The sequence below is a fragment of the Caballeronia novacaledonica genome (assembly GCF_900258035.1).
GTDB lineage: Bacteria > Pseudomonadota > Gammaproteobacteria > Burkholderiales > Burkholderiaceae > Caballeronia > Caballeronia novacaledonica.
The window spans coordinates 32,076-45,979 of sequence record NZ_OGTP01000025.1 but is presented as its reverse complement, the minus strand read 5'-3'; the positions used below and the strand labels follow the sequence as shown (position 1 = coordinate 45,979).

6 protein-coding genes are annotated in these 13,904 nt (G+C 59.6%); 1 reads left to right on the top strand and 5 read right to left on the bottom strand.

Annotated elements, in window-relative coordinates; translation table 11 throughout:
• Window positions 1-24 precede the first annotated feature (24 nt).
• Window positions 25-1,974, bottom strand: coding sequence for a CpsD/CapB family tyrosine-protein kinase (locus NOV72_RS32450; RefSeq protein ID WP_181291160.1), 1,950 nt, complete (start codon window positions 1,972-1,974; stop codon window positions 25-27).
• A 924-nt stretch (window positions 1,975-2,898) separates the two neighbouring features.
• Between NOV72_RS32450 and NOV72_RS26365 the strand changes: the two genes are divergently transcribed.
• Window positions 2,899-4,002 carry a glycosyl hydrolase gene (locus NOV72_RS26365; protein ID WP_245933159.1) on the top strand — a complete coding sequence of 368 codons (1,104 nt, stop codon included), beginning with the start codon at window positions 2,899-2,901 and terminating at the stop codon, window positions 4,000-4,002.
• Window positions 4,003-4,076: 74 nt separating this feature from the next.
• Here NOV72_RS26365 and NOV72_RS26360 read toward each other — a convergent pair whose 3' ends face one another.
• The 4 genes from NOV72_RS26360 to NOV72_RS26345 form a co-directional block, all read right to left on the bottom strand.
• Complete coding sequence (locus tag NOV72_RS26360) at window positions 4,077-5,669, bottom strand: glycoside hydrolase 5 family protein (RefSeq protein ID WP_106857478.1); 1,593 nt, start codon at window positions 5,667-5,669, stop codon at window positions 4,077-4,079.
• Window positions 5,670-5,838: 169 nt separating this feature from the next.
• A complete protein-coding gene (locus NOV72_RS26355) occupies window positions 5,839-8,166 on the bottom strand; it encodes a polysaccharide biosynthesis tyrosine autokinase (RefSeq protein WP_106857477.1) in 2,328 nt (775 codons plus the stop codon).
• 165 nt (window positions 8,167-8,331) lie between these two features.
• A complete protein-coding gene (locus tag NOV72_RS26350) occupies window positions 8,332-10,641 on the bottom strand; it encodes a polysaccharide biosynthesis tyrosine autokinase (RefSeq protein WP_106857476.1) in 2,310 nt (769 codons plus the stop codon).
• A 535-nt stretch (window positions 10,642-11,176) separates the two neighbouring features.
• Entirely contained in the window at window positions 11,177-12,427 is a 1,251-nt protein-coding gene (locus NOV72_RS26345; protein ID WP_146150049.1) for a hypothetical protein, read from the bottom strand.
• Between the last annotated feature and the right edge of the window lie 1,477 nt (window positions 12,428-13,904).

Genomic DNA, 13,904 nt, shown 5'->3' with positions numbered 1-13,904 from the left:
GTTGAAGCTTCAATGCCCATCGCTTCAAAAAGGAATAGAAGGGCGCCGATGTCTCGCCGTATATCCGCCGGATTGGGCGCGCGGACGTTCCGCGCTGGGAGACGGCATAGCGTTGAACACGACGCCGACGATATTCGCGCCGGTCCCGTCGAGTTGCTTCACAGCCTCTTCGAGCTCGTCGCGGCTGCGCGCGCCGGGCTGCGCGACCAGCACGGTGGACCCGCCAAGCGGCGCGATCAGGCAGGCATCATCGACGGAGAACACCGCGGGCGTATCGATGATGATGAGATCGTAGTGGAGTGCCAGTTGTTGCAGCATTCGCGGCAGACGTCCATTGGAGAGCAATTGCATCGGATCGACATGCAATTCGCCTGCGGGAATCACGTCGAAGACCCCGGAGGTGCCAACGGAGCGGATCACGCGGTCGGCATCGGCTTTGCCTTCGAGGACTTGCGCGAGTCCCGCGCTACCGGAGAGCGCGAACAGGAACGCGATCCGGCCACGTCGCAAGTCGCCGTCTATGAGTAACACGCGTTTGCCGCCGGCGGCGTTGATGCCGGCCAGATTGGCGGCCACGAATGTCTTGCCCGAGCGCTGTGCCGGTCCCGTCACGACGAGCACCTTGCGTTTCCACGGCGCACCGGCGAAGCGGAAACGTTTCGTTCGTCTGAAGTCGAAGCTATCGAGCGGTGTCAGCGCGAAGCGTTCCTGCATGAACCATGTGCGTTTCGCGCGATAGGCCGCGAACTTGGGCCAGTACATGATCAGGTACGCGATCGGCACGAACGATGTCACGGTCGTAATGCTGACCGTCGACGTGAGCAAGAGCAGCAGAAGCATGACGAAGCCATCGTTGGCGGTGAAGGCGACGACTCCGAACAGCAGCAGCGCGCTGAACAATCCCATCTCCGCAATACTCGCGGGGAGGCCGGCGAACGGAACGCCGGAAGCGATCTCCGTTTCGACAAGACGGAAGGACGGCATATACATGTAACGCGCGCGCACATCATCGGCAGTCACGCCGCGCAGCAGGTCCTCGAACTTTTCGTCGAGCATGAAGGGGTATCCGTTGAGACGGTGCGCGAACGTCGTCGATCCATAGAATGTGTGACTGCCCAGATAAACGCCGACCAGACCGACCACGACCATGAAGGCCGTGAAGATGAGGAGCGGATGGACGAGGCGCAGCTTATGACGAAGCGGAAAAAGCGCCAGGAAGATAAACAGAATCAGCGACGACTTCGAGAAGCAGATAAAAAGTCCGACGCAATACATCGCGACGAGCTTTTTGTTGAGCTTCTCGGTCAGCAGGTGAGCAATCAGCGAAGCAACGAGCAACGAGGAAAAGAAGCCTGCTTCCCGGGAGAATCCGGAAGCCCGCGCAAAGTAGAAGATCTCGTAGTAGTTCGAGTACGTGCGCGTTGCATATTGGCCCCATATGGTCTGCGCGAGAAGCGTCGGACCGAGTTGGGCTGCAAGACCTCTGTCGACGTAATACATCGCGAACTGCACGATGGCGAACGCGACGTTGATCGCCATCCAGTGATGCAGATAGCAAATGCGGGCGCCCATCGTGTACATCAGGTAGCCAATGCAGATCGCAATGGATACGACGCGCATCGCGACGCTTGGCGAGCCCAGAAGACTGACCGCCACGGCGACGATCAGCGGACCACTCCAACTGCGCACGGTGGCGGTCAGGAAACGCAAAAACTTCGGGTCCAGAAACGGGACGAAAAGATAGAAATAGATCGTAAAGCCATTGACCCGCGGATTGAAAATCACGCAGGTAAAGAACATGTAGAAGATTACGGAAACGATCCTCGAATACATGAGTTCCTCTGTATCGACATAGCCGTGCCGGACGCCGCCACGCAGCGTCCGAAAAGCCGAATCTTGGCACGCACTCCGCAGCGTGTCCTGCCGTATCCGGACGTTCGTCTCGTAATCCTGCCAGCCGGCGTTGAACGCCAACTCACCGCGCCGCCGGGGTGAGCTTTACGCCTTTGCGTCGCCGCGTCGAATGCACGGCGTGTCGTCATTCATAAGACCAATGTCGATATGACAACCCTCGATATATGACAACCATCATATACGAGGACGGAGTCGTCGCAATTTGCAGCCTTTAAGCCGGATTCAAAAGCGCGCTTTCGAATTTCGGCGCATAACCCGAAGCACTAAAGATCAAACGATCGTGCAAAATAAAACTCATCAATTCGTCTGATAAAAAGCGGAAATCAGTAAATCATTCATTTCGTGTCAGATCGAATAGCGCATAACTTGCAGCTATTGGTGCAGTGCACGCAAAAAATAGTTCGGCATGCTCATCGAGTTAAGACAAAAGGCCCGTTTTTTTCTCGTTCCACGTAATTTTGACTGTGTCATGAAGCCTGAAAGCGCGATGTTTTCAGCCGACACCGCTCTTCACGACGCGAACGTTTGTTCCTATCTCAGAATCATATGAAGGAAGATTTTCTACCTACGATATGAATATAGCGGACGTTTACCTTTTTCCCTTTTCGTTACATTCAGAAACGTTTGAGGAAGATTTCGGAATTTATACTCCGGCTCCTCCTAGTCCAACGTGAACTTTTTCCCGTGTCCTACCATCATCCTTCCAAAAAGCAGCACCAAGTGTTGTCCGAAATCGATGACCGTAATGCACCGATTTCGCGCAGAAGCTTCCTGTCTCTCCTGATGGCAAGCGCCGGCAGCGCCGCTCTGGCAGCCTGCGGCGGCGGAGGAGATGGCGAAGGCGCCGCGGGCGATGTTGCAAACGCTCAAACGGGCCCGACAGGCGTAGGCAAAGCCGCCGTCTCCGCAAGCGGAACGGCCATTCCTCCGGCGTCGTCCATTACCGATAGCTCGGGCACCGTCTGGACGCTCGTCAACGGCCGCGTGACCCGCAACGGTACGGGCGTGATGACCGGCTCGCCCGTCGCGCTGGTTCTCATCGTGTATTACAACGGTGCGATCTACGCGCAGAGCTCGGCAGGTATCTGGTACAAGAACGGCAATCCCTGGGCGAACCTCGGCACGACCGATCCGCGCGGCACCGTGAAGAGCGCAGGCTCGCTCTTCTACGGCATGAACGGTCACCTGGCCTGGGGCGCCGGCAGCATCTACAACACGATGACGGCAGCCTCGCAGCTCGCGATCCTCAAGGATCTGGGCGTGACGAACTACCGCGCGGACGTTGCGACGCCCGCCATGGCGAACATCGTCGCGCGCGCGCTGACGGGCGCGTTCGCAAACAGCGGCGTGTCCATTCTGCCGGTGCTCAATCCGAGCTCGGTGGGCTGGAATACTTCGCTCAGCGAGTCGGCGGCCTATACGCTCGGCTATAACCTCGCGACCGGCGTCACGCAGAATCTCAAGGGACTGGTGCAGTACATCGAGTGCGGCAACGAGCTCGAAGTGCCGGTGCGGGTCAACGGCAACGGCAACCTCACCAGCAACTACGACCCCAAGACGTGGCTTCCGTATCGTGGCGTGATCCGCGGCATGGTCGACGGTGTCCGCGCCATCGATCCGACGATCAAGGTCGGCGTCAACGTCGGCATTCCGCTGGCCTTCCGCGCGCTGCAGATGCTGTGGAACGGCATCACGCCGAATGGCACGGCGAACGGCGTGAGCGGCGCGGCGACGATTCGCTGGGACTTCACCTGCTACCACTGGTACGAAAGCTCGGGCGACGTGGTGTGCGGCTGGATCAACAACCAGTGCTTCGACGTGCTCCAGGCGCTGAAGGATTCGTTCGGCGTACCGATCTGGTTGACGGAATGGGGCTGGCACGGTCCGTCGGACACCGCGGATCAGCAAGCCGCGTATGTCACCAAGGCCCTGACCGAATATAAATCGGTCAAGGACAAGTACAACCTCCAGTCCGTGATGATGTACGCGGTAATCGACGACTCCTTCGGGCTCGTGAAGGGCGATGGCGTCACCAAGACGTCGGCGTACACGGCCTACAAGAACTTCGTCAAGGCGAATCCGGTTTAAGCGCGCGCCGGCATGAATCGCTCCGGCTCGCCGTATGCCGGAGCGTGTTCCAGCCGCTTCGCGTCCGTATCGCTTCATTGTTTTGCCGGAACCAGATACTTCGGCAATGCGCCGAGTTTCCACTTGAATCCTTCTTTGACTTCGACAGTCGAGGTCGAACCCTGCCAGTCGATCTGCGTGTATCTTCCCGGCGGAATGGGCGCCGGCGTGAGGATCGGATCGGCATCGGCATCGCTTCTCCAGCCCGCGATCACGCGATCGTCGGCGCCGTATTGATAGATCTTGGTCGTCGCGTCATCGACGAACGCGCGATTCCACTTGCGCGCGCCGACGGTGCGAAATAGCGTCGCGGCGGCGACATAAGCCGGCTTCGGCGAAAGATCGAGCCGCAGCAAGCCGAAGTTGGATTCCTTGTCGCCGGGGTTGACTCCGTCGTCGACGAAGTCATACCAGATCACCGTCTGCATCGTGTCGAAGCGCCGCGAGAGCAGGAACGTGCGCGCCGCCGCGGCCGCCTGCTTGCGCTCCGACAAACCCGCGTCCGTCGGACTCGACGGCCAGCCGATCTCCGTGATGTACAGCTTGAGCGGTCCCACGTCCGGTCTCGGATGAGCCTGCACCGTGCGCTGCAGATGCGGCCATACGCTCGATACATTGACCCGCTCGAGCGGCGAACCCTTCGCTGCGTAGCCGAGATCGGGATCGTACGGCGACATATACGGATGAATGCTGAAGCCGTCCTGATACTCGAGCGCACCTGCCTTCGCGATCGCCACGATGCAATCGCCGCCGGGGCCGCCGCCGGCCCCGCCGCCGCCACACGAAACGACGTTCGCGTCGGGGCTCAGTTTTTTGATCGCGCCATAAACCGGCTTTAGCAGCGCGATGTACTTGTCATAGCCGATGCTCGCAAATTCCGGCTCGTTCCATACTTCCCATGTCTTGACGTAGTCACGATAGAAACCGACGACTTTCTCGACGTAACGCACGAAGAGATCGCGCTCCTGTTGTGTCTGTGGAAAGCCTTGCGGTCCTTTGAAGAGATCGGGGTAAGTGCGCCGGTTTCCGAAGTCGAGTTCGATCAGCGGCTTCAGGTTCATCCGCACCGCCTGACGGACATAGCCGCCATACTCGTTGTCGTTGCGCGGAAGTTGAAACTGGCCCGGCGTTTTCTCGATGTCGCTCCAGTACACCTCGTCGCGAATCCACGTGAAGCCCGCTCGCTTGACAAGCGGCAGCACGATGGCGGGCACACCCTTTCGGTGTGCGAAATGAGTCTGCACGCCGGCCTCGCTGAAGCTGCCGTTTCCCGAGGCGAGCGCGGCGAGACTGACCTTGAGCGAATCTTTCTCGACACCGTCCTTCGATACGACTTGCGTGTCGAGCACATAGAGACCGGCGCCCGGCAGGGACACGTTGACCGATATCTGCGCGCCGCCGCTGCTCGTTGTCGGCAAGACGCGATATCTCCCGATCGACGGCTGCGAAATTTCGGCGTTATCGTCGTAGCGATAGAGCTTCGCGACGACCTGATCTCCATCCGACACGCTTGCGTTCTCGATTTTGAAATCGATGCGCTTGCTGCCCGCATCGTCGCTGATGAGTGCGCCTGGCGCGTTCATCAACTGCAGTCCGTCGTGGGCGAAGGCCGGGCCGGCTGCGGCCATGATTGCCAACCGGGCGGCAATTAACGTGACGCGTGGCATCCGACTGGCGTGCCGCGTAGAGCGCGGCAGCTTGCGCTTCATGCAAGTGACAGACATTGATTTCCCTGTTGTCGGCGGATTCGAGGCACGAGTCCGCCGGCCGCGTGATATGCGGCGGTCCACGGTCGGTTCAGGCGGAGCGGTGCGCGTGTTCCCCGTCGATGTCGGAATGCGACATGTACGCGCTCGCGTAAGCATACGTGCGTCTCTCGCTGCGGCGTTTCGGAACCGCATTGAAGATCACGCCCGCGATGCGCGCGCCGGTCAGGTCGAGGCGCTTGATGGCCTCCTGCAGTTCGTCTTCGCTCTGCGCACCCGGACGCACCACCATCACCGACGACCCAGCGTTCGCAGCGATCAGATTGGCATCGCTGACGGCGAGCACCGCCGGGGTATCGATGATGACGAGATCGAACTGCGCCTGCAGGTAGTCGAGAATCAGCGTGAGGCGCGGCGTCGAAAGCATCTTCGACGGATTGGCGGGGAAGCGGCCCGCCGTCATCAACGAAAGGCCCGGCACATCGAGATGACGGATCGCATCATCGACGTGCACCTTGCTCGCGAGCACTTCGGAAAAGCCAATGCCGCCGTGCTGTCCGAAGATCGAAGCGATGCGCCCGCGCCGCATGTCGCCGTCGATCAAAAGCGTTCGCTTGCCGGTCTGTGCATGCAGCACGGCCAGATTCGACGCGACGAATGTCTTCCCCGTTCCCGGCGTCGCGCCCACGACCGCGAGCACCTTGTTCGGCGCGGGCGCGATGTCCAGCATGAGCGACGCATGCACCGCGCGCAACGCTTCCACGGCCATGTCGCGAGTGCCGAAGGCCGAGAGCGCGTGACTCCGGTCGGCGCTCGACACCGCTTCAGGGTCGTCGCTCAGTACGCGTGGAGATGCATCTTTCGTTAAGAATGGCAGGCGATTCTTGCCAGGCAGAAGCGATGGCTTCGATGTGCGGTCGAGACGCGCCTGAATCGGGCTGAAGTGGACCGCGCCGAACACGGGCAAGCTCAAACGGTGCTCCACCCGGTGCGGCGTCTTCACGCTGCGCGAAAGCTGGTCGCGGAAGAATACGAACAGAATGCCCAGGATCACGCCGCCCGCCGCGCCGCCGGCCATGATGAGCATGCGCTTGGGCTTCGAAGGATCGGTCGGATAGATGGCCGAATCGATGAGATGCACATTGCCGATGGTCCCCGCGCGCGTGACGGCAAGCTCGCTCGCCTTTTCACGCATCGCGACATAGACGTCTTCGGCGACTTTCGCGTCGCGCGTGAGGTCCATCAGTTTGCGCTGCGACACAGGGAGTTGCCCGAAGCGTTTATCGAATGCCTGTTTCTGCGCGTTCAGCGTGGCGAGTTGCTCGTCGATGGTGCGCACTTCGCGTGAGCCCGGCACGAAGCGGCTCGACTCCTGAGCGCGCTGCATCGTGAGGGTGGCGATCTGCCGTTCGATGTCGATACTGCCCTGAAGATATGACGACGCCTCGGTGCCCGGTTGCATCGAATTGGAAGACTTGCGGTAGTCGCTCAATTCGCTTTCGGTGCGCTGCAATTCGCGCTCGAGACGCGGCAGTTCGCCGATGATGAAGTTGCGCGTGACGCTCGCTTCTTCACGATGTTGATCGACGTGCGCCGCAATATAAGTCTGTGCAATCGCGTTCGTAATTTCTTGTGCGAGTCTCGGGTCGTCGTTCTCATAGACGATTTGCACGACGCCGGAATCTTTCATCGACTCCATGACTTTCAGGCTCTTCAGGAAACGCGCGACTGCCTGATAGTCGCTATAGCGCACGACCTTGAACTCGGTGCCGGGCCGCGCAACCAGCTTGTCTATGAGGATGGACGTGCCATCCGCGCTGATCAGCCGTCCGACTGCGCCATGCAGGATCGGATTGCCGTCGGGATCGGTGAGCTCATAAGCGTCTTGCGATAGAACGCGCAGAACGAGCGTCTTGTTTTCCAGGCGCGGCGGCACATCCAGCGTGCTCACGTTCGCAACCTCGCCGCCCCAGGCAAACGACTTGAGACCGAGGAAGGGCGCCATGGGTTGACCCGGCGTAGCGAACAACTCGGAGATACGTCCGATCAGCGGCACCTGACGCGGCGTAACCGACTGGTCCTGATGATACTTCTTGATAACCGGCAGAAGCACGCCGCGGCTCTGGATGATCTGCATCTCCGCGTCGGTTGGCAGCGTGGACGGAACCACTTGCTGCTGTGCCTGTGCGTTCACGCCGAAAGCATTCGGATTTGGATAATCGACCTTGACGAGCGCATCGGATGAATAAACCGGCGTCGCGACGAACGCGTAAAGCGTCGCGGCGCCCGTCACCAGGAGCGCGATCGCGATCACGAGCCACACATCGTCGACAATCAGCTTCCAGAAATCATCGGCAGAAAAGTTATCGGTCCGCGTGCGTGTGGGCACGGGATCGATCCCAAGGACGGGCGTGGTCATCGGCGAATATCCTCATGAATTCGAATGCCGGGCAACGAATAAAACGGTTCCAGCGAAAGCGGAACGACGTCGGATGAAAGACCGCTCCTGCCGTATCCATGTACGGCGCGCTCGCCTCGCTTCATGCAAGCGATTAAAGTGCGAGTCCGCAGAGGAACGGAGTGCCTATTCCTCTTCCGTAGCAAGATTCGATGTGTACATGCTCGCGTACGCATACGTGCGCTTCTCGCTGCGACGCTTGGGAACCGCATTGAAAATCACACCCGCGATGCGCGCGCCGGTGAGGTCGAGCCGCTTGATAGCTTCCTCCAGTTCATCTTCGCTCTGCGCGCTCGGGCGCACGACGATCACCGACGATCCGGCGTTCGCGGCGATCAGGTTCGCATCGCTGACGGCGAGCACCGCGGGTGTATCGATGATGACGAGGTCGAAGCGCTCCTGCAGGTAATCGAGCACGAGCGTGAGGCGCGGTGTCGAAAGCATTTTCGACGGATTGGCCGGGAAGCGGCCCGCCGTCATCAGCGACAGGCCCGGCACGTCGCTCTCGCGAATCGCCTGATCGATCTGCGCCTTGCTCGCGAGCACTTCCGCAAAACCGTGGCCGCCGTACTGTCCGAAGATCGAAGCGATGCGCCCGCGCCGCATGTCGCCGTCGATCAAAAGCGTACGCTTGCCGGTCTGCGCATGAAGCACGGCGAGGTTCGACGCGACGAACGTCTTCCCCGTGCCCGGCGTAGCGCCGACGACCGCAAGCACGTTGTTCGGCGCGGGCGCGATGTCCAGCATGAGCGACGCATGCACCGCGCGCAACGCTTCCACGGCCATGTCGCGATCGCCGAGGGCGGAGAGCGCGTGGCTTCCGTCGATACGCGACATCGCTTCGGATTGGTCGCTCAGCACGCGGGGCGAGACATCGCGCGTAATGAACGGGAGCCGGCGTTTGCCGGGCAAAAGCGAAGGCCGCGACGTGCGATCCAGACGCGCCTGAATCGGGCTGAAGCTGACCGCGCCGAAGACGGGCAGGCTCAAACTTCGCTCGACCGAATGCGGCGTCTTCACTTTGCGCGAAAGCTGATCGCGGAAGAATACGAACAGGATGCTCAGAATCACGCCGCCAGCGGCGCCGCCGGCCATGATGATCATGCGCCTGGGCTTCGAAGGATCGGTCGGATAGATGGCCGAATCGATCAGATGCACATTGCCGATGGTTCCCGCGCGCGTGACGGCAAGCTCGCTCGCCTTTTCACGCATCGCGACATAGATGTCTTCGGCCACTTTCGCGTCGCGCGTGAGGTCCATCAGCTTGCGCTCGGAAACCGGCAACTGCCCGAAGCGCTTATCGAACGCCTGTTTCTGCGCGTTGAGCGTGGCGATTTGTTCGTCGATGGTGCGCACTTCGCGCGAGCCCGGCACGAAGCGGCTCGCCGTTTGAGTGCGCTGCATCGTGAGCGTGGCGATCTGCCGTTCGAGGTCGATACTGCCCTGAAGATATGACGACGCTTCGGTGCCCGGTTGCATCGAATTGGCGGAGGTGCGGTAGTTGGTCAGTTCGCTCTCGGCACGTTGCAATTCGCGCTCGAGACGCGGCAGTTCGCCGATGATGAAGTTGCGCGTGACGCTGGCTTCCTCGCGATGTTGATCGACATGGGCCGCAATATAAGTCTGCGCAATTGCGTCGGTTATTTCCTGCGCAAGCCGGGGATTTTCGTTTTCATAGGCGATTTGCACGACACCGGAATCTTTTGTCGATTCCATGACTTTCAGGCTTTTCAGGAAACGCGCGACTGCCTGATATTCGCTGTAGCGCACGACCTTGAACTCGGTGCCGGGCCGCGCAACCAATTTGTCTATCAGAATGGAAGTGCCATCCGCGCTGGTCAGCCGTCCGACGGCGCCATGCAGGATCGGATTGCCGTCGGAGTCGATCAGTTCATACGCTTGGTCAGGTAGAACGCGCAGGATGAGCGTCTTGTTTTCCAGGCGCGGCGGCACATCCAGCGTGCTCACGTTCGCAATCTCGCCGCCCCAGGCAAACGACTTGAGGCCGAGCAAGGGCGCCACGGGTTCGCCGGGCGTAGCGAACAGATCCGATATACGTCCGATCACCGGCACCTGACGCGGCGTGACAGACTGGTCCTGATGATATTTCTTGATGACCGGAAGGAGCACGCCGCGGCTCTGAATGATCTGGATTTCCGCATCGGTTGGCAGCGACGGAGGAATTACCTGCTGTTGGACCTGAGTATTGAAGCCGAAAGCATTCGGGTTCGGATAATCGACCTTGACGAGCGCGTCCGACGAATACAGCGGGGTAGCCAGGAACGCGTAAAGCGTCGCGGCGCCGGTGACTACGGCGATCATGACAATCATCAGCCACACGTTATCGACGATCAGTTTCCAGAAATCACTGGCGGAAAACGTGTTGTCGCGTGTGCGCGCGGGCACTGGATCGATTCCGAGAATCGGAGTGTTCATCAGAGGTTTCCCTTATGGATCGCACGTCGATCCAACGATAAGCGGATGTGGCGCAAAACAGATAGACCTCGACATTTCGCCCGATTCACGGCGTTGCAGCATGCGCACAATCGGTATAACGAAACATCAGACAGATGACGTGCGGTCGGCAGGCGCGCTGCTGTGCAGCAATGTTGCGCCTATGCTTACCTTCAAGCCTAGCCAACTTGCTGTACGTGCGGCAGCCCACACATCAAAAAAATGTCGCTTCGGACACGCCTTCCAATGACTTACGCTGCTTGGCTTCGCGACAGATTCATAAAGCTGTGAATCTTATCGTCCAGCTAACGAACGGTCGTAACTATTGAATTTATTTTTCGACTTTATGTATGAGGACTTCTTCACTGACGGGAATCTGAAAGCACAGTGCAGTGCTTATTCGCTGCTAAAGAGGACTTCTGAGGGATAGCCGCCTTTCCCTATGCAGACCTTCGCCATGCGTGTCTGGTTCCCCAAAGAGCGCGCACGATCAATCCTCAGACTTTAAATGTCCGGACTATCTTGCGGTATCGAAACCTGCATGTTGCGGCTGCTCAATGCTTCTCTCTGTATTGATGAGGACGGTAGCCGACATAGGCTTGAAGACCGATGCCACGGAAGCGACGGCCGCCCCGAAGCGGCGAATCGCATGATGGTCATAGCTTTGATGCTGCTGCTGGCGGCCGGGCATATGCGGCGCCTGTCCGTAAAAGCTCAGGAATGAGCCTTCGCCGGCTTTTGCCTGACTGTATCCGCGCGCTTTCTCGGTGAGCGTCGCGAGCATCTTTTCGTCCGTCTGAATGGGGCGTCGCCGCAAGTCATCGAGTGCCGCGGTCGCCGCGGCCAACGACTGCGCAAGCACGGGCACGCCACGCCCGATGCCCACATCGAGCAGGCGAATCACCCGCGAAAGATCGGGAGCGTTGTCGGCGAGTTCCCGCGCCGCGAGCACGATAGCGGCGTCAGATGATCCGCGCGCCAGTTGGAAGAGACTGCGTGCGTCCGACAGCGTGAATCGATCGAGCGCGCGAAGGCGCATTGCGGCATAGCCGAGCGCGCATCCGCTCAGCGGGTCATCGCCGATGCCTTTCCAGTCGAACCCGCTGCCCAGTTCCTTCGCGACGCTTTCGGCGTACATCGAGTGATTCATCGAAAGAAGGGACAGCAGTGTGTTGCGCGGCCCTTCCGTCACGCGCGACACGACGATATTCAACGGATCGCCACTCGCGGCGGTCTCCGCGTTGGCCTTGAGAAGCACTTTCGCGCGGCCCTCCGGGAGCGATACGAGACGCGGCAGGATGGCCGGTCCGCCGATCTGCAAGACTGACGGTTCACGCGTCGTCAGTTCGAACTGCTTTGCGTAATCGTTCGATTCAATCTTATCGACTGCGAGATCGACGGGACGCCACGCGCCCAGTCGATACGCCCACAACCGCCCCCAGACGTGATAGGCGGACGTATCACTGAAAGAAGCCCGCGCGCGCAAGTTCACTTCGGCGGCTGCCCAGGCGAGCCAGCGGGGAATGTTATCGGGGACCAGATCGATCGTGTGCTGAACGAATCGTCCGATCAAAGGAATGCGGCATGAGATCTTCGGTCCGTGTGGCACGGCGAGATCCACATCCACGAACGATAAATCCGCATTCGCCGCTTCGGTGCGGGCGCGTAAATGCGGCTCGTCGGGAACTATCACTGTTGTCGGGCGCTTCGTCGAGAGGACAATTCGATCGACAGTCGAGCCCCGGGAATGCCTGACGTCGGCGGCCAAGACCATATCCCTTTCGTTATCGACCAATGGCGCGAGACTGAGAATAACGGCTCGGCGCATACGCTGGCCTCGATAGGGAGAAACAAGATAGTACTTCGGAATAATTTGTTCGTGTGGCCGCCAATCGTCCTATGAAAGATCAGAACGCCTTGCTTGATTCACGTATGCGAAGGATTTAAAAAAGTAGGACTGGCTATGTTCTGATGAATAGCCGGAATGCCTTCGGTCAGGGCGAAGCGGCGATTTTTCTCGTCTATCTAAAGGGGTATGAATATGCTAACGTCAGTGGCGACCTGCCCGGATCATGACCTTCCTTTGCAGGAAGCACCTGTCGCATAGCGCGAAAACCGATGTGTCACTATGGACCAGCGAGAAGAGTTGCGGTCGCTTTACTCCGTCGTTTGTCCTCGTTGCGAGACCGTGTCGCAGGCTGATGACCTGTCGTGCCCATATTGCGGCGCTGACCGTCATGGGGCTGTGCTGACACGCGGACACGCATCGCTCCTCGATGTCGGAATCGACGATGCCGCGCGCGCAATGGTGCGAGCAGCATCGTCGCGCGTAGGCGAGAGTCAGCGTGTGGAACCCGACGGTGCTGAACAGTCCCTGCACGAAGCGGGTGTTCGGCCGTTGTTATCGGCGCCACTGAAAAGATTCAGCCGGAACCGGTTAGTCGTGGTGCTGACTGTCTGCCTTCTCTTCGTGATCGGTGCATACGCATGGATACGCAATGCTTCTCACGAAAATGCCGGGCAATCGAAACCGGTCGTGGCGAGTGCGGCGGGTACTGTCCGTGAGTTGACCGCACCTGTCGCGCCGCAGGCGGGATCGAATGGCCCGAAAAAGACGGGGGCCGCGAAGCATGAAGAAACGATACTGCTCGCGCAAGACCGCTCCCTCGCGTTGACATACCCAATGAATCACGGTTTTGTCGGCAGTGCGTCGCCATGTATGGTGATAACCGGCATACCGTCTCTATCCGCCACGTCCTGGTGCAGCAAGTTAGCGACTGCGCCGACGATCGTTGAAACCGCAGAGAAAGGAAATCGGGAAAAGGTCAGCGCCGCTCGTCGACCGCCATCGAATCATTCGATCAGCACACGCGGTCATGCGTCCAAAGCTCATGTGCATGCGAATGGAAAACCGGCCCGAGGGCGGTCGGAAGCGCAAGCGACTCGGCACGCAGGGAGACAAGGCAAAACACGGTCACGTCCTGGCATGCCTCCGCGCGCGGCTTCTCCTTCGCGAAAAGAAAGCTTAGGAAGTACGCAGCAACCGACGTCATCCGGCAACGAGCCTCCGGGCAAGCCAGATGATCGCAGCACGGCGACACGGAGCGAGACCTCGCCGAGAAATCGAGGGCGCGGCGAAGCACATTGACAACAAGCGCCGCGGCCTGAATTCGAGAACCTCGGCTATGTGCGCCGCCGCACAGTTCATCGTTCTGCCTTTTGCAATGATGTTTCGACGAACGTCG

Bases quoted from the DNA above. Each gene is read 5' to 3' on its own strand.
- NOV72_RS26355 (WP_106857477.1), bottom strand. From the start codon at position 8,166: ATGACCACGCCCGTCCTTGGGATCGATCCCGTGCCCACACGCACGCGG.
- NOV72_RS26360 (WP_106857478.1), bottom strand. From the start codon at position 5,669: ATGGCCGCAGCCGGCCCGGCCTTCGCCCACGACGGACTGCAGTTGATG.
- NOV72_RS26350 (WP_106857476.1), bottom strand. From the start codon at position 10,641: ATGAACACTCCGATTCTCGGAATCGATCCAGTGCCCGCGCGCACACGC.